The sequence below is a fragment of the Chitinibacter sp. FCG-7 genome (genome assembly GCF_040047665.1).
GTDB classification, from domain to species: Bacteria; Pseudomonadota; Gammaproteobacteria; order Burkholderiales; family Chitinibacteraceae; genus Chitinibacter; species Chitinibacter mangrovi.
In genome coordinates this window covers 1,606,509-1,625,127 of record NZ_CP157355.1, presented here as the reverse complement: position 1 = coordinate 1,625,127, position 18,619 = coordinate 1,606,509, and the positions used below count along the sequence as shown (strand labels likewise).

Below are 18,619 nucleotides of genomic sequence, written 5' to 3'. Positions count from 1 at the left end.
CGGACAGCATAGTGAGAGCGAATTGATGATTGTTGCGCATTTTACGGTGCGGCCAGCCAAGGTGCGATAGTAATGTTGACTTTGTTAGTAATTCTCATTTAATTTGTTGTTTTAATTTCCGCTGGTATCCGTCGCCATGCTCATCCTCAACGTTTTTGGCCACGCTTTTGGCCTGCCCGACCTGAGCCCGTTTGTGACCAAAACGTTGCTGCTGATGAAAATGAGCGGTCTGCCTTTTGAAACCCGCCGTCAGGGTATGAAAGGCGCACCGAAGGGGAAGCTACCCTGGTTGCAGGATGGCGAGCAGCGCATTGCCGACTCGAGCTTTATCCGATTGCACTTGGAGCAGCAGCACGGCTGCGATTTTTCTGGCGGCTATTCGGCTGAGCAATTGGCGCTGGGCTGGGCGGTAGAAAAAATGCTTGAAGACCATCTGTACTGGCTGGGGCTTCACGCCCGCTGGGCTGTTGATCACAATTTCAATTCGGCTACGCGGCGGATATTTGACGGTATGCCCTGGCCTATCCGGCCACTGGCGCGCATGCTAGTGCGCAAAAAAATGCTCGCCGCGCTGAACGCGCAAGGCATGGGCCGCCACAGCGACGCCGAGCGCGCCGAGCTGGCAAAGCGCACGCTAGCCGCACTGGCGACGCTGCTGGGCAATAAACCGTTTCTGCTGGGTGACAAGCCGTGCGGCTTTGACGCCAGCGCCTACGCCTTTGTCAGCACCGCGTTGTGCCCGGCCTTTGACTCAACGCTGCGAACTGCCGCCGAAAGCCACGACACGCTCAAAGCCTATGTGTACCGGATGAATATGTTGTACTTTCCGGCCACTTGAGGCGGCCGTGCAGATCTGAGCTGATCCCGACTTGTCCCAGCTCAATTCAGCACAACCGCGATTTACAAGGCAAACGTCATCAGCCTTGGGTGAATTGCTCCGGGTTAGGGAAGTGGTACAACCGGCAAATCAAGTTTGACTGCAGGCACCGCCCGTGGATAGACAAATAACCCATCCATTTCGGCACCAAGAATCGGTTGGGTGTACATCTTGCTTGCATCCGGTCTGAGTACGTTCACGTAATTGAGTTTTGTCAGGACGTTTTGATCTGTTGGTGCGTTGATGAAAGCCTGATTGATCCCCAATTTATTCAGTGACAGCAGTATATTTTCTGGCAGATTTGAGATGGGCCAAGTATTGTCGCTCTCGAAAACCGAAATTGAACCACTGAGCGGAGTATTTTTTACCACATACAGCGACTTGCCCAGTTGCCCGCTAATCATCGACATTGAGCCGGTTGCTACCTGTACCTCATTGGCTCCGCAGGTCGTTTCCTCCACAATGCAGCGATCCTGATAGGTGCGCAAACCGTGCTGCGAGTTTGCCCAGAATATAATCTTTTTGTTTGGATAAAGTTGAGTTACCAGCCAAAGCGCATTGGCCGCCATTTGCACTTCGCGTGGGTCTTTGCGCGGGGTTAATTGTGTCTTAGCAATAATGGGTAGTCGCTGTGCTGCGGCGATCAGGCCATTGACCTGCAAGCACCACCAGCTAGGGTCTTCACGCAGATTGCTACTCACAGGTTTGCCTGCCGGACAAATCTCGGCCTTCACGCGATCAGCCATGGCAAAAAAAGTGCTGGTATTGGTTTTATCAGTAATCGTCAGCGCCGCAGCCTGATTGGCCACGCTGGCAAAATTACCCCACGCCGGATCGGCAGGCAGCGCAGAGCCTCGCGCATTCAGAAACTGGGTCAATGCAGGCACTAGCTCCTTGATCGAGGTATCGCCACCGGCGGGTTCATCAAAACCGGCCAGAGTTAAAGGACGGGGACTGAATTTCTGCTCGTCGACATAGCGCAAAACTTTGCGTGCACTATCGACTTTTGAATACATGAAAAAGAGACGGCCCGGCGCCAGATCGAGCAGATTGGCGCCTTTCATCGTAGCGCTGCGCCACACTGCATCGGTATCAAACATCGCACTTTCGATAATGAGCACGTCAAAGCCTTTCTTTTGATGCAGATATTGCACCTGACGATTCATCAGCTCGTAAGCATTGGCATCACCATGCGTGTCTTCGGTCAGCGAAACAATCCGTGCATCTCCTACTGCCGCCCCAAAGGGAGCCAGGTCGGCAAAATCATCAGCCGCACTGGCCGTAATGCTGCGTACCGGGCTTGCACTGGCTTTCACCCAATTGAGCACACTATTGGGGAGCAAAATCTCGTACTTGATACCGTTAAAAGCAGTTGAGACCGCGGTGCCATCCTCTGTGGACACTCCGGAACTTGTACTGTTTCCCTCTCCTCCGCCACCACCGCAAGCAGCAAGCAAAGAGGTGAGCAGCAATGGTAATACGCAGACTGCAGGATTCCGTGACATTTCAGCCCTTTCTATTAATTGATAATGATTGGACTTTTAGCTTACATGTATTGAATTTTTCAGTCAGCAAGTGAATTGGTAGTTGTGTGAAATTGAAACAATACCATTTGAGTGGAGCAGAGAAACTCAGGTTGGTGCATTCAAAGCGGGACGAGGGCGCGATCGCCGTAAAAACCATTTTGTGCAGACATCGCCCCGCGTACGCGGCCTACAGGACGCGGAAAATTTCCCAGCGCGGGGTGCCTGAAACAATGTGCGGCTCCAGCGCTTTGCCCCAAGCCTGATGTGCGGCAATCTGGCCCAGCTTGTCCCACGCCGCATTAAGCTCGGCCAGATCGGCCACCTGCAGCTCGGACACCAGCAAGGATTCGTTCGCGCCCACCGAGCCGGTGAGTAGCCGCACCTTGTCTGCCGTCCAGCCAATCTGGCTGCCTATCTCGCGCAACCACTGCTGCATCAGTGCCACCGCCTCGGCTTTATGCCCGAAACGCACATCAATACTCCAGCGAGCAATCATCATGATGTTCTCCTTAAGTCATGTGGCACCGTGCCACAGCGGCTTTAACGCTAGACCCGCTGCCCGCCACACACCAGAGCCACCAGCGCGCTGGGCAGTTAAACGGCAATGGCAAGATACCCACGTCATGTATAACTCTGTACTCAATGAATGGTAATGCTCATATGGCAATACCCATTGCCTGCTGAAAAGTGAGTGCAGGGTGATTGATGCCAGGGGCTGTTGACGTTGGGCCTGCAAGTGCGCAGGTGCGCAAGCGGCTTGCGGCTGTAGGAATGATGGCGGGCTTGTGTAATTGGCTTTGCCTATCGTTCAGTGGACATCCACGCCCGGCTCAAAGAGCAAATACAAAAAGGGGTGGGTATGTCGCTAGAAGGCAATTAATAAGTGATCTATATGGCAACACCGTGCCAGGTATGGCGCCGGAATTTGAGCTTTAAAGCTGCCGCGCCCCTGATCCTGCTCGCGGAGTCTGGCCACTGGCGATGCGAATCTGTCGATATATAACGAAAAGCCAACATATAAAGTCAGCTTTGTTTGCGCTGGCTCGACGGCGTAGGCAAGATGGCCGCTCTTTAGCCTGCGCGCTGGGGTGAAGATCGGTGCAGATGATGTATTCAAGCTCGATTACAGATTGCGCAGCTAACGAGCGGATGAATCTTTCACTCAAATGCAGATTGGACGGTGTATGAATTTGAAAAAATCAGTTGTGCTGGCCGCGGCAGCGCTGGCACTGACGGCGTGTGGCAAGGTCAGTAGCGATGCCAAAAATAATCTGGCCGAAATTACCCAGGGCCTGAATCACGACTTGGCGGCGTCGCGCTGTGTGAGCGCGTATGCGGATTACCCGCTCACGCAGCTGGCCGATAGCCGATCGAGCTGTATGCACTGCGATCTGCATCAGGAGATGGGGCTGATTGTGAAAAAGCCGACCATTAGCCCATCTGGCGAGCAGGCGTATGAATTTGTCCTGACCAGCAAAGGGCAGGCGCTGTATCAGGAAAACCCGGAGGGTAGCAAAGGCCTGTCAGGGCAGTTTTGCATGGCCAAAGAGCTCAAGCTCAAAGAGATTATGGCGGCGCAATCGTCGATGCGGCTGAACGAGCAAACACTGATTGGCGTGCAATACACCGTCGAGCAAGTGGAGCCCTACCCGGAAGCTGCCGATCTGGTGGGGAAAGATCAGCTATTTATGGCCACGATGGATGCCGCGCAAAAGCCGAAAATTATTACCACCACGGTGAAGCTGATATCCGGCAAATATCTGGAGCAAGACCCGAGCTTTCGCTACGGCGACTGGATTAACCTACCCTGATTCTGAGTACTTTCTAATGGGTATTGCTCTATAGCCTTTGTTGGGTGGCTATTGCGGATATATACCCATGTAAGTACGTTTGTATTCAGATTGTGTGTTGATATGACCGAACATTGTATTTAGCGATGAAAAACAATATTCGTAGGGTGGGTTAGGCGGTTTTATGCCGTAACCCACCGGGATGCAATATTAAGAAGAGCTGCGTTATGGTGGGTTACGGCCGAAAAGCCTTTGTCGCTTTAAGCAAGATGATAGTGGCGGCCTAACCCATCCTACGCGTGATCAACACAATATCTGAGCATGGCCATGATTAAGCCAGTGCCGCCGTATTCGGCTGGCTCATTTCACGATTGACGCTGTTCCTGCGCTTACCCTGCTGTGCCCGCTCGCATGCCTAGTTTGCGCTGGCGCAAACTATTTGGCCTGATTGGTGCAAGCCCTAATTCTTACAAACTCAGCGGCATGGTCTGATACGCCCATCAATGCGTGCCAGCCTGATTGGGCATGGCAAGCAGTCAATGGAGGTGGGCAGATGTTCAAGGTGATGATAGATAAGCTGCTGCAGGGCAATATTGTGCTGCAGATTATATTTGGGATGCTGGCCGGTATTGCGCTGGCGGTGTTTTTTCCGGCAGCGGGGCAGCAAGCGGCGCTGTTGGGCGCAATTTTTGTTAGCGGGCTCAAGGCCGTAGCACCCGTGCTGGTTTTCCTGCTGGTGATGCACGCCATTGCGGGCAAAAAACAGGGCGCGCAAACGCAGATGCGCGGCGTGATTGTGCTGTATTTGCTCGGTACATTGAGCGCCGCGCTGATCGGCGTGATGGCCAGCTTTCTGTTTCCGTCGACGCTCACGCTAGTCGCGCCAGCCAGTGGCACCACGCCGCCGGGCGGGATTAGCGAAGTATTGCGCACGCTGCTGTTCCAGATTTTTGATAATCCGGTTAAGGCGCTGTCCAGCGGCAATTACATCGGTATTCTGGCCTGGGCCGTAGCGCTGGGCCTGGCTTTGCAGCGCGCCAGCGCCAGCACCAAACAGGCGCTGGATGATCTGGCGGGCGCGGTGAGCAAGGTGGTGCAAATGGTGATCCGCTTTGCGCCGTTTGGCGTGTTTGGTCTGGTGGCCGAAGCGGTGGCCACCACCGGGCTATCATCGCTGCTGGGCTACTCGCATCTGCTGCTGGTGCTGGTGGGGGCCATGGTATTTATGGCGCTGGTGGTGAATCCGCTGATCGTCTTTCTGGTTACGCGCCGCAACCCGTATCCGCTGGTGCTGATGTGTTTGCGCGAAAGCGCGCTGACCGCGTTTTTTACCCGCAGCTCGGCGGCCAATATTCCGGTGAATCTGGCTTTGTGCAAAAAGCTGGGGCTGGATGAAGACACGTATTCGGTCTCGATCCCGCTGGGCGCCACCATCAATATGGCTGGTGCGGCCATTACCATCACCGTGCTCACTCTGGCGGCGGTGCAGACCTTGGGCATCCAGGTCGACCTGCCAACCGCGCTGCTGCTGAGTGTGATTTCGGCCATCGGTGCATGTGGCGCATCGGGCGTGGCCGGTGGCTCGCTGCTGCTGATCCCGCTGGCGTGCAGCCTGTTTGGCATGAATGCCGATCTGGCCATGCAGGTGGTGGCCGTCGGCTTTATCATCGGCGTGGTGCAAGATTCAGCCGAAACCGCGCTCAATAGCTCCACCGACGTGCTATTCACCGCCGCCGCATGCATGGCCGCCGAAAGCGCCAGCGAAGCGCGCAGCGAATTGGCCAGCGAACGCGCTTAAAACCCGCCGCCGTATCGTCAAGCCACAGCCTCGTGAATGCGGTAATGCAGTTCACTTAAGCTGATAGGTAGTAAGTTTCCCCCTTCTTTGAGGTGGGGCTAGGGGGATTTGGCATTGTTTGAGCTTCATTGACGCTTGAAGTATCGCCAAATCCCCCTTAATCCCCCTTTTACAAAGGGGGAAACTACCGCGGCAGCTCAACTTGCTGTGGTTTAAGCCAGCAGTGGCATTCTGTAGATACTCATGCCCTATCGAGAGGGAAGGCGTGGCAGTCGCAATTGATCAACCCGATCAGCACGTCTTGAGCGTATTGCCGCATAGATCGGGGTATATCCATCAAGGCCAGTTTCATCAATGCTTCTGTGGCAACACCGCGGCAGGTATAGAGCTAAATGCCTGCGCAGCAGCCGGGCTTTGATTCAGCGCTGCCGCTGGTGCTGCTGTTGTAAACACGTCAAGCCTGCGTAAAAAACCCAACATCAAACTTGCCGACCGGATCATTGGCTGCCAATCTGGGATGCAATATGCCGTATGCATATTGATTCGTGATTCAATCTTAATCAGGAGCCATTGATGCCATTTCCCGCCAATAAAACCTACGGCATTTTGCAACTGCAAGTCACCGATGTGGAAGGCACGCACACCTCGTCCTACTCGGGGCTATCGCATTTCAACCTGCTCGGCAGCGACGGCCAGAAAAGTTATCAGATCAACATCGACTTGCAAAGCAGCAGCAATCCGAATGTCGTGTTGTATAACGCCACCATTGCCAGCAGCGACATGCAAAATATCCTGAACGCCGCAGGCGGCAGCAACCCCGGTTTTCAGGCTCTGAGCAGCCAGCCAGGCACCGGCGCGCTTGATCTGCTGCGGCAAAGCCTGTTTGCCCCCGTCGTGAGTGCCTGGCAAAGCAGCACAGCCAGCTCGGCCGATCAGATCGGCAGCCAGCTATCGGCCGCGCTCAGCGTAGGCGCTTCACTCGTGGTTTTTGGCACTTACTACGACGACAACGACAACAGCAACGAATCACGCTATGGCCGCGATCGCGCGCAAACCAACAGCCAATTGCCCCCGCGCGGCATGGACGACGTGCACCTGAACCAAGGCACGCCAGATAGCCAGGAGCAATGCCGCGACAACGGCATCTACCAAGATGGCGCACTGTTTATTCTGAACAGCGACGGCAGCGCCAACGCCTTCTTCTTCATGTTTGCTGGCCAATGCCTGCAAACCGACAGCAACGGCAATTGCGTCAACGGCGTGTGCAGCACGCAGCAAAGCGAAACCGCAGCCACACCAGCCTAAGCCCAGCCAGGGGTTGGCCTAGCCCAACCCCTTAGCGGCGTACCCAAAGCCTATCCGGCCAAACCCCTGCATGGGTATATCCAGCAAGGCCAATATATATATTGCCTTCATGGCAATACCGTAAAGGGTCTCAGGCTTGATCCCTGAGCGGGGTTTGAATTCTCAGGCCCATACATACGCCGCGCAGCGACAATACGCCATATCATCAGCCCGCCCAATCCGCCGGAAAAACACCCTGCGCCAGCAGACAGTGAAACATTGAATACGGCCCACATAGCCAGTTTGACCCGCTGCAATCTGCCTCACAACGCGCCGCGCCGATTACAAAAACTTACCGTCGCCATTCCGCGCGCCCAGCATACTGAGCGACAACACTCAGGCCGAGCCTGATCAAAGACAAGGGGACAAGATGGAAGGTATTGGCGGCGTAATACTCGGCACTTTGATTTACGGCACGGCCAAAGTGCTGGGCTATCGCTGGTGGTGTGGCGTGGGGCTGACGTGGCTGAGGCCCGAGCTCAGCGCCGACGCGATACGCCGGCGTAGTTGGGAGCTAGGTATGATCCGGCTGCTGATCGGCTTTGGCGTTGGCATCCCGATGGCAGCGCTGCATGCCATGGTGCTTGAGCTCACCGGCGTGCAGGCCCTGGCCTATCTACTGGTATATGTGCCGATCCGCTGGTTTGAATGGGGCCTGATCGTGCCGCTAATGCCCGCAGGCAAACTCAGCTGGGGCCAGCTCTGGTGCGGCCAGCACCGCACCGAGCGGCAATGGCGGCTATACGGCATCGCCGTGTCGTGCGCACTGGATGTGGTGTTTTTAGTCGGTGTGCTTAATGGCATTCGAGGCATGGGGCGGATATTTTGCTAGGGCGTGGCAGCTAAATGCATGGGTATAGCCACACAAGACTTATTCCTCATCGGCTTTGGAGCTATACCACTGCATGAATAGGTCATATCGCAGATGGCCAGCCTGCTGCGCAGGCGGTGAACCGGCCGTTTCGCCGGCCTGACGAATCAGGGGCAGTCTTGCCTTGCCCCTGATAACCCTAACGCGCCCGATCGACGCGAAACCCCGCTTGAAAAAGCCACGGCGAGGCGCCGCTACAACTCGCGTTGCGCTACCGTCGCGACACTCAAACACTACGCGGCTTAAAACCTCGCCGTAACTTTTTCAAACGGCGCGTCTCCACGGGCAATCCGTTCTAATTAGCGCAGGGGTATATTCACCAAAACCAATGCAGAAATAATCTTTAGAGCAACACCACGGCATGTATATGTCGCTCTGGTCGCTCTGGTCGCTCTGGGGCTTGAATTCCCGTTTGCGCGGCGGTACGCACACCCAAACCCGCCTGGGTCAGACCTTAGTCGCACGAAACACCAGACCAACCTTCAGGGTAAACGCCTTGCGCAACCAGACGGTGAAACGTCGAATACGGCCAATCGCATGCGCGCGCGACCAAGCCATGCTTGACTGGGTTGAAATGGACGTAATCCACATGATGGCGAAAATCGTCTTCGTCTTTAAGCAAGTGCTCCCAATACCGATGCTGCCAGATCGTGCCACAACGCTTATGCTCGCGGCGCCGAGTTTGCCATGTGCTTCGGAAATAATGTTCGCCCACCGAGCGTGTGACCGCCGATTTGATCAAGCGCCAGCGCGTCGCAAAATCGGCATCACCCACCGGCAAAGTCCAGATCGTATGTAGATGATCGGGCAACAGCACCCAAGCCTCAATCTGAAACGGCCGCTCACGCCGCACCTGATGAATTGCTTCACGCAAAGCCAAGCGAAACACATCATCAGTCAAAATCCGCTGCCGCCGCTCCGTCACCACAGTAAAGAAATACGAACCACCCGCCACGTTCGAGCGCCGATAACACGACATACGCAACCCCCAAAAAAGGAGATTTAAGCGTAGGGCGGGTTAGCCGAAGGCGTAACCCGCCAATCAGTATGGAGATGTTGAACGGTCAAAAAGGAAGTGGTTGAACAAGCGGAAGTTCAGCGCGGGTCACGACCCGCCCTACAAGGCTCAATCTGAAACGGCCGCTCACGCCGCACGCGATGAATCGCCTCGCGCAAAGCCACGCGAAACACATCATCAGTCAAAATCCGCTGCCGCCGCTCCGTCACCACGGTAAAGAAATACGAAGCACCCGCCACGTTCGAACGCCGATAACACGACATACGCAAACCCCACGGAAAAAATGATACATCAAGCGTAGGGCGGGTTAGCCGAAGGCGTAACCCGCCATTCAGGCGTGGTAAGCTAGACGGTAATTAGGAGTGGCAGATCAAGCAACGGTTCAGCCATATCGACGGACAGATCAGCGCGGGTTGATAAACCCAACCCGCCCTACAAGGCTGGAAACGGTAAATAGAAATTTCTTGTGAGATAAAAAATGAAAGTAGCAAGTCTTCGGGTTGAAAATTTCAGGGGATTCATTAATTCTGGAGATGTAAAACTTAAACCGCTAAACTTTCTTATTGGAAAAAATAGTATAGGAAAAAGTTCATTTGGGCGTTTATGGCCATTATTGCACCAAGGAATTCAAATTGGGAAACGCTCCCCAATTGTTTGGAATGGCGACTTAGTTGACTTTGGATCATTTGATGACGTCCTTTCGCGCTACTCAGAAAAAAAGAACATTATATTCAATTTCACACTAACAAAAAAACAAAACACTGAAATACTGCGACGTTCATTTCTGCACAAGAGCTCATTAGTAAAAAACCTAATCAATGAGGATATTGATGTTTCTCTTTCCTTGTGCAGAGGAGGTAATGAATACACAACATTATGCTCAAGTTTTTCAATAAAAATCGGGGAAACACTAATTCAAAACAAGTTCGACAAAGAATCAAAACTTGAATCAATAACAATCAACGGCGTTGATATTAACCTACACAAAAGTTACATAACCGAATCAAGGATCGGTTACATCCTCCCTGAAATAAGTTATTTTGTGAAAATAAATGATCAGATCGTAAGTGCGCACTCACCAATGCGAATGCGCCTATTTCGAGTATTAAGAGATGAATTGCACAGCCGATTAACCGACGAACGTGTACATGAGATCTGCTCGAGTCTAAAGGTTATTTGCAACAAAGAAGAATTAATTGAAATTTGTCGAAACCTTCAGCACAAGTATAAAACATGGCAAGATTTCCTCAAAAAGGCCGAAGCAAACCCCAAGCTTTTAGCTAGATTCCACGAAGCTGTCAATTTTGCCGCAAGTGAATATTTCTCAAGAGACCTAGACTCTTTCATTAAAGACAACTTTTCTTCAGTTAATTATATAAAACCTTTCAGGGCAACCGCACAACGTTATTACAGAAGACAAGATTTAGCAATAGATAACATTGACTCAAATGGCTCTAATCTAGCCTTTTACCTTGAGTCGCTCTCAACATCGAAACTGGAAAAGCTTAATTTATGGCTAAGTGATAATTTAGACTTGAATGTTATTCTGGACTCAGAAAAAGGACACGTCATGATTAAGATTCATGATTTAACGTCCAATCGAATAGACAATATGGCAGATATGGGTTTTGGATTTTCACAAGTTTTGCCTTTGGCAGTCCAAGCATGGATTTCTTCATCAATATTTGCAAGGCAAAGCAATAGGATTGATACATCAGATAAAATTTTGGTCTGGGAGCAACCTGAATTACATTTACATCCAGCCATGCAAAGAAAACTGACATCACTAATTGCAAAAACGATTAAGGCAGCGCAAAAATCAAATATTTCTTTTATTATTGAGACTCATAGTCAATCAATGATCAATGAAATCGGAGATTTGATACTAGAGAATGAACTGAAATCAGATGACGTTCAAATCCTATTGTTTGAACAAACGGGCAACAATTCAGAAACAACGATTCGTTCTACTGGGTTCAACTCTGATGGAGAACTAATTAATTGGCCATTTGGTTTTTTGGCGGTATAAGCATGCTGATAATAATTCAAGAAATAGCAATCGAAGACATACTTACTGGCAACCCAAAAGACCTAGAAGACTTTGAAGATTTTATCTCGCTACATCAAAAGATGATTCATTATATTGGAGCGTCCAAAGTAATCATCGATCGTTTGATTAACGATCTTGATAGTAAAGTTAGTAACCGTACGCTACAAACTTTGAAGCAAATCAAAACTCAATCTCACGAATTAGAATCAATTAGATCTGAGTTATCCATGTATTCTATACTACGGCCCACTCTTGGAATGACTATTAGAAGAACAGAAAATGAAGGGAAAAGTGTATGGGAGCTAGGAATCAAAGCTGCTATTAAGTGGCTTTCGCAACCATTAAAACTATACGGCGAGCATTTAATTGATAGCAACATTTTTAAACGAGCTGCAGTACATTACGCCGAATCCAAGCCTTTTGGACAAAGAATGGTGAACGCCATAACAGAAATGACAGGAGGATGTGGCAATGCAGATATTGTTCTAAAGGAACGTTTTAATGATGCAATATCACCAACATTATTAATCATTGATAGTGATAAGTTGAGCCCGGATCATGTTGGATCAGCTGCAATTCAAAAGTGCAAGAATATAATTACATCCAATGAAGGGTTAGTACATTTTCATTGCATAGAAGAAAGAGAAATTGAAAACTTCATCCCGCTTCCATTGATTAAGAAAACAATTGAATCTTTAGAAAAGACAACCAACATAGATTCCATGCTGGTCAATTATCAAAGATTAGAGAGCTTTTTTAACTTGCATCCAAATCATTACAAATATATTGATCTTAAGGATGGCACGTGCACCGCATGGGTAAAAAGTAAATCTGAATGTGTAAAAATATTTTACAATGAGATACCCCAGACAGAAGAACGGTGCACTTGTAGCAAGGGCTGTACGGGCCATTATCTCGTTCACCCTCTCTGTAAAAATTTGCTCAATCATTTCTTTAACTACTTCAATAATTCAGAAAACAATCGAGCAATTAAGCACTTAAGTAACAAATTACCAAATCAATGGAATAAATTTAGTCAATTGATTTTCTCTATGGCGTTTTGCAATAAAATTCGAGTAACCTAGTATAGGTCATCTCATATATAACTTGTGTAGAAATATGCAAAAGTGAAAAGCCCCGCATCCGCGGGGCTTTTCATAGGTATCACTACCAAACCATAATTCAGCAAGGCCTCACGCCACATACCCCAAATTCGGTGCCAAATCCCGCTCCGCCTGCGCCAGACTCACCCCACGCCGAGCCGCATAATCTTCCACCTGATCCAGCGTTACTTTCCCCACGCCAAAATAGCGCGATTCGGGGTGGCTGAAGTAGAAGCCGCTGACTGCTGCGGTTGGCAGCATGGCGTAGCCCTCAGTTAATGTCATGCCGATGTTGGGCGCGTTGAGCACCTTAAACAATTCCACTTTTGGCGTGTGATCTGGGCAGGCTGGGTAGCCGGGGGCTGGGCGGATGCCGACGTATTTTTCGTCGATCAGCTCGTCGTTGCTCAGATTTTCGCTGCCCGCATAGCCCCATAGCTCGGTACGGACGCGGTGGTGCATGTGCTCGGCGAAGGCTTCGGCAAATCGGTCGGCGAGCGATTTGAGCAAGATCGCGCTGTAGTCGTCGTTGGCGTCTTCAAACGCTTTGACGGGCGCGTCGATGCCGATGCCGCCGGTGACGGCAAACGCGCCGATGTAGTCTTTGATGCCGGTTTCTTTCGGCGCGATAAAGTCGGCCAAGCACCAGTTCGGCTTCACATCGCCCGTTTTTGGCTTGGGCAATTGCTGGCGCAAATTGTGCCATGTCATGGCGACTTCACCGGTGGCCGGATCGTACAGCTCGATGTCGTCGTGGTTCACGCTATTAGCTGGGAAGAAGCCGATCACGCCTGCGGCGGCGATCCATTTTTCGTCGACAATTTTACGCAGCATGGCTTTAGCGTCGGCGTACAGATGACGGGCGGCTTCGCCAACGACTTCGTCTTGCAAGATCGCCGGGTAGCGACCATGCAATTCCCAGCTTTGGAAGAACGGCGTCCAGTCGATAAATGGCTCGATGTCTTCGAGTTTATAGTCGGTATATTCACGTACACCAGTAAAGCTAGGCGCTGGCGGCGTATACGTCGCCCAATCTGGTGCGAACTTGTTGGCGCGGGCTTCTTCAAGGCTAACGAGTTTGGTGCGATCTTTGCTCTCGAAAATCTCGCGCGCTTTGGCGTATTCGGCTTTTACTTCGGCGGCGAAAGCGGGCTTGAGTTCGTCGCTTAACAGGCTTGAACACACGCCGACAGCGCGGCTGGCGTCGGGCACGTAGATGACTTGGTCATTTTGATAGTGCGGCTCGATTTTCACCGCAGTGTGCACTTTGGATGTGGTCGCACCGCCGATCAGCAGCGGAATATCAAAGCCCTGGCGCTGCATTTCTTTGGCGACGTGGCTCATTTCTTCCAGACTTGGCGTAATCAGACCCGATAGACCGATGATGTCGGCTTTGACCTCGCGGGCTTTGTCCAGAATCGTCTGGCACGGCACCATCACGCCCAAGTCGTGCACTTGGTAGTTATTACAACGCAGCACGACGCCAACGATGTTTTTACCGATGTCGTGTACGTCGCCTTTCACCGTCGCCATGATAATCACGCCTTTGGCGGGCTCGTCTTGCAGCCCTAAGGCAATTTTTTCGGCCTCGATGAAGGGCTCGAGATGCGCGACGGCGGCTTTCATTACGCGCGCTGCTTTCACGACCTGCGGCAGGAACATTTTACCGGCGCCAAACAGATCACCAACGACGTTCATGCCGTTCATCAAATGGCCTTCGATGACGTGAATCGGGCGTTCGACGCTGGTACGCGCTTCTTCGGTGTCGTCGACGATGTAGGTCGTAATACCCTTCACCAGCGAATGCGTAATCCGGTCTTGCAACGGTAGCTCGCGCCAGCTCAGGTCTTCACCCTTGGCGGCGTTGGCGTCGCCTTTGAATGATTCGGCCAGCGTGATCAGCGCCTCGGTGGCGGCCAGCGCATCATCGGTCTTCATCAGTACGACCGATTCAATCGCATCGCGCAGCACGACCGGCACGTCGTCGTAGTTTTCCAGCGCACCGGCGTTGACGATACCCATCGTCATGCCCTGCTTAATCGCGTGGTACAGGAATACGGCGTGGATCGCCTCGCGCACCTTATTATTGCCACGGAAACTAAACGACACATTCGATACACCGCCGCTCACTTTGGCGTGCGGCAGGTTTTTGGTAATCCAGCCCGTCGCCTCGATAAAGTCGAGGCCATAGCGGGCGTGCTCGTCGATACCGGTGGCCACGGCGAAAATATTCGGGTCGAAAATAATGTCGGCGGGGTTAAAGCCGATTTCATCGACAAGGATGCGGTAGGATTTTTCGCAAATCTCGACTTTGCGCGCGTAGGTGTCGGCCTGACCGACTTCGTCGAACGCCATCACAATCACGGCGGCGCCGTACATTTTCAGCAAACGCGCGTGGTGTTTGAATTGCTCAACGCCCTCTTTCATCGAGATCGAGTTCACGATGCATTTGCCCTGCACGCATTTCAGACCCGCCTCGATCACGTCCCATTTCGATGAGTCGATCATGATTGGCACGCGGCTGATGTCCGGCTCGGCGGCGATCAGGTTCAGGAAGGTCGTCATCGCCTTGGTGGCGTCGAGCATACCTTCGTCCATATTGATGTCGATGACTTGCGCGCCGTTCACCACCTGCTGGCGCGCCACGTCGAGCGCGGCGCTGTAGTCGCCGGCCAAAATCAGGCGCGCAAAGGCTTTTGAGCCGGTGACGTTGGTGCGCTCGCCGACGTTCACAAACAGATCGTTGTCGCCAATATTGAACGGCTCCAAGCCAGAAAGACGGCATTTTGGCTCGATCTCTGGCAATTTGCGCGCGGGCAAATCTTTGACTGCGGCGTACATCGCGGCGATGTGCGCTGGCGTGGTACCGCAGCAGCCGCCCAGGATATTGATCAAACCCGACTCGACCCATTCGCGCACTTGCGGCGCCATGTCTTCGGGCAGCAAATCATAGCCGGTGGGCGCCAGCGGATTGGGCAAACCGGCGTTGGCGTGTACCGACACATAGCAATCGGAAATGCGGCTCATCTCTTCGACGTAGGGGCGCAGCAGATCAGGGCCGAGCGCACAGTTTAAGCCAAACGAAATCGGGTCGGCGTGACGCAGCGAGTTGTAGAAGGCTTCGGTCGTTTGGCCGGTGAGCGTACGGCCCGATTGATCGGTAATCGTGCCGGAGATCATGATCGGCAATTCTTCTTCGTCTGGGCGTTCAGCGAAGTATTTTTTAATCGCGAACACGGCGGCTTTGGCGTTCAAGGTATCGAAAATCGTCTCAACCAGCAGAATATCCGCGCCACCTTTGACGAGGCCGTCGATGGCTTCGAGGTAGGCCGTCACCAGCTCGTCAAACGTCACGTTACGGTAGCCCGGGTCGTTCACATCCGGCGAAATCGAACAGGTGCGGCTAGTCGGGCCAAGTACACCGGCACAGAAACGCGGTTTGCTCGGGTCTTTCGCCGTTTGTGCCACGCACAGGTCTTTCACCAATTTGGCAGCGGCGAAGTTCAGCTCCCACACCAGCTCTTGCATCTCGTAATCGGCCATTGCTGGCGCGGTGCCGTTAAAGCTGTTGGTCTCGATAATGTCGGCGCCAGCGTCGAGGTATTGCTGGTGGATTTCGGCGATGATCTGCGGCTGGGTCAGCACCAGCAAATCGTTATTGCCCTTCACATCGGTATGCCAGTCGGCAAAACGCTCGCCGCGATATTGCGCTTCGGTCAGCTTGTATTGCTGAATCATCGTTCCCATGCCGCCATCCAGAATCAGGACGCGTTGTTCAAGCAGGTTCTTTAATTGGGTGAGGCGGGTCATGGTCTATCCAAGTCTGATGATCTGATATAAAGCAGGCGGCGATTTTAGCATGAGAGCGCCAGATCAGGCGCGCCGCCGCCAGCGCGCGCTTTGCCTGTCTGGCTGTGAATTACTACCGTAAGTGCTTGGGGATATTGCATTTTTCTGCCGGGTGGATCGGCATACGATAAAGCATGAGATTGATTAATGCTGCCAGAGGGGGAAACAATGACCGCCAATCTTGCTTCAGTACGCGCCGAGCGCTATAGCCATATCGCCAGCAAAGGCATCTCCACCCAGCTGGCGCGTACCGACGCCAGCGATAGCCACGGCCTGTGGCGCGAAGATTTGCTCAGGCTCACTGCTGCCCAATCGGGCGGCGAGCTGGCACACAGTCTATCGCCGCCATCGCTGACATTCCTGCCAGTACCGGGCGACACACAGCCCGAGCTATTCCAGAGGGATACACAGCAAATGGTGCGCCAGCATAATCGCGCAGCGCATCTGCATAGCCCTTCACTGCGCGAAGACGCCGTGCAACAGGCCTACTGGCCGCGCACGGCGGGAGTGGGGAGCAAGGTGTCGCTAAGCGTGTAGCGCTTGCAGCAGCAGAGGTGCGATCAAACCCGGTACAGCGAGACCGACTGATCCAGCTCCCGGCCCAGCTCGCCCAGCCTTGCACTTTCTCTGGCGGTGCTGGCGGCGGCCGAGCTGCTTTCTTCGGACATTTGCGCCACGCGCTCGACCTGCTGCGCCATCACCAGGCTGGCGGCGCTTTGCTCGCGCATCGCCACTGAAATCTCGCTCACTTGCTGCACCACCTGATCGGCGCTGTGGCGGATATTGGCAATGGCCACGCTGGCCTCGTGCGCGCGATGCACGCCTTCATCCACCTGTTCTACCGTGTGTTGCATGGTGTTGACCGTGCTATTGGCTTCGTTCTGGATCGCGGTGACGGTGCTGATGATTTCCTGCGTTGAATTGGCGGTGCGCTCGGCCAGCTTGCGCACTTCGTCGGCCACTACGGCAAAGCCGCGCCCCAGATCGCCTGCGCGCGCAGCTTCAATGGCGGCGTTTAGTGCCAGCAGATTGGTCTGGTCGGCGATGTCCTTGATCACATTCACAATCGTGCTGATATTGGCCGTGCGCTGCTTGAGCGAGTCGATCTGCGCGGCCGAAGTGCGCACCTGATCGGCGATCTGGTTAATGCTGGTGATGGTGTTTTCAATCACCTGGCCGCCAGTGGCAGCCAGCTGACCGGCTTCTCTGGCGGTGTGGTCGCATTGCTGCGCCCGGTCGGCCACGTGGCCGATGCTGACGGTCACCTGCTCGATTCCGGCCGCCATGGCAGAGGCCGATTCGCTGACGCCGCTGGACGATTGCGACATGGTCTGGCTGGTGCCAGAGAGGCCATTGACCGAGCCTGCAACCTCGTGGCCAACACGGTTCAGCTTGCGCAGGCTGGCCTGCAGCGTGTCCAGCAGGGCATTCAGCGACTTGAGCGACACACCCACTTCATCGTCGCTCTGCGTTTCTATACGGCGGGTGAAATCATTATCACTGGCCAGACGTTGCAAGAATTGCTGCAAGGCCGTCAGCGGCTGAATGATGCTGCGTCCGATCAGCCAGCCTGTTACGCCCAATGCAATCAGCAGCAGCAGGCCGACAATCACGCTGGCATTAATGCTCGATTGAATGTCGGCGGTGATTTTTTCACCGGCCTGATTTGAAGTCTGTGCTTTCTGGCGCTCTACATTATCCATCGCCACGTACACCTTGGCCGCCTGCGGCGCGCATTTGTCGCGGATCAGTTGATTGGCCAGTGCGGTGTCATTGGCGTTGGAGGCCTGTAGAATTTTTTCAGTCCATGGTCGCCAGGCTTCAATTTCCTGCCGCAAGGTCGCTACCATGGCCTTGCCCTGGCTGGTGAGCGCGGCGGCTTCAAATTTGGCCAGGCTTTCGTCCAAGGTGCCGACATAGCGGCGAAAATCGGCCTCAACCTGCTGTTTGGTGGCCGCATCGGTTTGCACAATATGAAACAGCACGGCGTAGCGCGCCTGCGCAAAGCTGCGCTGCATATCGCTCATTTCAATCAGGCCGGGAACCAGTTTTTCGGTAATCCCCAGCGCGTCTTCTTTCACATGCTGCGCTTTGTAAAAGCTGATGCCGGCCAGTAGCACAATGGCTAAAGCGGCTAATAACAATAGCGCGGATATTTTGTGTGCGATTTTCATACGGTTCCCGTGGTCGGTAAACCAGGCTTGCCCGAAGCGGGGGGCCTGTGATTATTTTGGATGATTCTGAATTGCGAAGTAAGTTTGTCAGCCTATTAGAGCTAGTCCACTCCGATTACAGGCAATTTAAGCCCGGCAGGCGAAGTCATGATCGGAATTGTTTGATCCAGATCAGCTTGGCTGCAAATAAAGCCGGGTGATGCTGGTGCTGGTGGGGGA

General features: G+C 53.1%; 14 protein-coding genes. 8 read left to right on the top strand and 6 right to left on the bottom strand.

The window, feature by feature from the left end:
• Positions 1-136: 136 nt before the first annotated feature.
• Positions 137-838 (top strand): glutathione S-transferase family protein, encoded by a 702-nt coding sequence (locus ABHF33_RS07730; protein WP_348946418.1) that lies wholly within the window; start codon positions 137-139, stop codon positions 836-838.
• A 104-nt stretch (positions 839-942) separates the two neighbouring features.
• Here the strand turns inward: ABHF33_RS07730 and ABHF33_RS07725 are convergent, their stop codons facing one another.
• Both ABHF33_RS07725 and ABHF33_RS07720 read right to left on the bottom strand, forming a co-directional pair.
• On the bottom strand, positions 943-2,280 hold the full coding sequence (locus tag ABHF33_RS07725) for an erythromycin esterase family protein (RefSeq protein ID WP_348946417.1): 1,338 nt from the start codon (positions 2,278-2,280) through the stop codon (positions 943-945).
• Positions 2,281-2,590: 310 nt separating this feature from the next.
• The gene (locus ABHF33_RS07720) at positions 2,591-2,902 is read right to left on the bottom strand and encodes a hypothetical protein (protein WP_348946416.1); all 312 of its coding nucleotides are present in this window, start codon (positions 2,900-2,902) and stop codon (positions 2,591-2,593) included.
• A 685-nt stretch (positions 2,903-3,587) separates the two neighbouring features.
• Between ABHF33_RS07720 and ABHF33_RS07715 the strand changes: the two genes are divergently transcribed.
• From ABHF33_RS07715 to ABHF33_RS07700, 4 genes are all read left to right on the top strand, one after another.
• On the top strand, positions 3,588-4,214 hold the full coding sequence (locus ABHF33_RS07715; RefSeq protein WP_348946415.1) for a hypothetical protein: 627 nt from the start codon (positions 3,588-3,590) through the stop codon (positions 4,212-4,214).
• 532 nt (positions 4,215-4,746) lie between these two features.
• Positions 4,747-5,991, top strand: coding sequence for a serine/threonine transporter SstT (gene sstT / locus ABHF33_RS07710; protein ID WP_348946414.1), 1,245 nt, complete (start codon positions 4,747-4,749; stop codon positions 5,989-5,991).
• Positions 5,992-6,564: 573 nt separating this feature from the next.
• On the top strand, positions 6,565-7,296 hold the full coding sequence (locus tag ABHF33_RS07705) for a DUF2278 family protein (RefSeq protein WP_348946413.1): 732 nt from the start codon (positions 6,565-6,567) through the stop codon (positions 7,294-7,296).
• 409 nt (positions 7,297-7,705) lie between these two features.
• Positions 7,706-8,167 (top strand): hypothetical protein, encoded by a 462-nt coding sequence (locus ABHF33_RS07700; protein ID WP_348946412.1) that lies wholly within the window; start codon positions 7,706-7,708, stop codon positions 8,165-8,167.
• 493 nt (positions 8,168-8,660) lie between these two features.
• On the opposite strand, the gene ABHF33_RS07695 is transcribed toward ABHF33_RS07700, so the two are convergent.
• Together ABHF33_RS07695 and ABHF33_RS07690 are read right to left on the bottom strand one after the other, a co-directional pair.
• Positions 8,661-9,185: an REP-associated tyrosine transposase gene (locus ABHF33_RS07695; RefSeq protein WP_348946411.1), complete on the bottom strand. Its 525-nt coding sequence runs from the start codon at positions 9,183-9,185 to the stop codon at positions 8,661-8,663.
• 116 nt (positions 9,186-9,301) lie between these two features.
• Complete coding sequence (locus ABHF33_RS07690) at positions 9,302-9,487, bottom strand: hypothetical protein (protein WP_348946410.1); 186 nt, start codon at positions 9,485-9,487, stop codon at positions 9,302-9,304.
• Between the two features lie 215 nt (positions 9,488-9,702).
• Between ABHF33_RS07690 and ABHF33_RS07685 the strand changes: the two genes are divergently transcribed.
• Together ABHF33_RS07685 and ABHF33_RS07680 are read left to right on the top strand one after the other, a co-directional pair.
• Complete coding sequence (locus ABHF33_RS07685) at positions 9,703-11,253, top strand: AAA family ATPase (protein ID WP_348946409.1); 1,551 nt, start codon at positions 9,703-9,705, stop codon at positions 11,251-11,253.
• The gene (locus ABHF33_RS07680; protein ID WP_348946408.1) at positions 11,226-12,359 is read left to right on the top strand and encodes a hypothetical protein; all 1,134 of its coding nucleotides are present in this window, start codon (positions 11,226-11,228) and stop codon (positions 12,357-12,359) included. Before ABHF33_RS07685 ends, ABHF33_RS07680 begins: the two co-directional genes overlap by 28 nt.
• A 108-nt stretch (positions 12,360-12,467) precedes the next feature.
• Here ABHF33_RS07680 and metH read toward each other — a convergent pair whose 3' ends face one another.
• Complete coding sequence (gene metH, locus ABHF33_RS07675; RefSeq protein ID WP_348946407.1) at positions 12,468-16,187, bottom strand: methionine synthase; 3,720 nt, start codon at positions 16,185-16,187, stop codon at positions 12,468-12,470.
• 207 nt (positions 16,188-16,394) lie between these two features.
• On the opposite strand from metH, the gene ABHF33_RS07670 reads away from it, so the two are divergent.
• A complete protein-coding gene (locus tag ABHF33_RS07670) occupies positions 16,395-16,763 on the top strand; it encodes a hypothetical protein (RefSeq protein ID WP_348946406.1) in 369 nt (122 codons plus the stop codon).
• Positions 16,764-16,786: 23 nt separating this feature from the next.
• Here ABHF33_RS07670 and ABHF33_RS07665 read toward each other — a convergent pair whose 3' ends face one another.
• Positions 16,787-18,400 carry a methyl-accepting chemotaxis protein gene (locus ABHF33_RS07665; RefSeq protein WP_348946405.1) on the bottom strand — a complete coding sequence of 538 codons (1,614 nt, stop codon included), beginning with the start codon at positions 18,398-18,400 and terminating at the stop codon, positions 16,787-16,789.
• Between the last annotated feature and the right edge of the window lie 219 nt (positions 18,401-18,619).

Excerpts from the sequence above, each read along its gene's own strand:
- ABHF33_RS07670 (WP_348946406.1), top strand. The coding sequence starts at position 16,395 with ATGACCGCCAATCTTGCTTCAGTACGCGCCGAGCGCTATAGCCATATC.
- ABHF33_RS07665 (WP_348946405.1), bottom strand. The coding sequence starts at position 18,400 with ATGAAAATCGCACACAAAATATCCGCGCTATTGTTATTAGCCGCTTTA.
- ABHF33_RS07715 (WP_348946415.1), top strand. The coding sequence starts at position 3,588 with ATGAATTTGAAAAAATCAGTTGTGCTGGCCGCGGCAGCGCTGGCACTG.
- sstT (WP_348946414.1), top strand. The coding sequence starts at position 4,747 with ATGTTCAAGGTGATGATAGATAAGCTGCTGCAGGGCAATATTGTGCTG.
- ABHF33_RS07730 (WP_348946418.1), top strand. The coding sequence starts at position 137 with ATGCTCATCCTCAACGTTTTTGGCCACGCTTTTGGCCTGCCCGACCTG.
- metH (WP_348946407.1), bottom strand. The coding sequence starts at position 16,187 with ATGACCCGCCTCACCCAATTAAAGAACCTGCTTGAACAACGCGTCCTG.
- ABHF33_RS07685 (WP_348946409.1), top strand. The coding sequence starts at position 9,703 with ATGAAAGTAGCAAGTCTTCGGGTTGAAAATTTCAGGGGATTCATTAAT.
- ABHF33_RS07705 (WP_348946413.1), top strand. The coding sequence starts at position 6,565 with ATGCCATTTCCCGCCAATAAAACCTACGGCATTTTGCAACTGCAAGTC.
- ABHF33_RS07700 (WP_348946412.1), top strand. The coding sequence starts at position 7,706 with ATGGAAGGTATTGGCGGCGTAATACTCGGCACTTTGATTTACGGCACG.
- ABHF33_RS07690 (WP_348946410.1), bottom strand. The coding sequence starts at position 9,487 with ATGTCGTGTTATCGGCGTTCGAACGTGGCGGGTGCTTCGTATTTCTTT.
- ABHF33_RS07695 (WP_348946411.1), bottom strand. The coding sequence starts at position 9,185 with ATGTCGTGTTATCGGCGCTCGAACGTGGCGGGTGGTTCGTATTTCTTT.
- ABHF33_RS07720 (WP_348946416.1), bottom strand. The coding sequence starts at position 2,902 with ATGATGATTGCTCGCTGGAGTATTGATGTGCGTTTCGGGCATAAAGCC.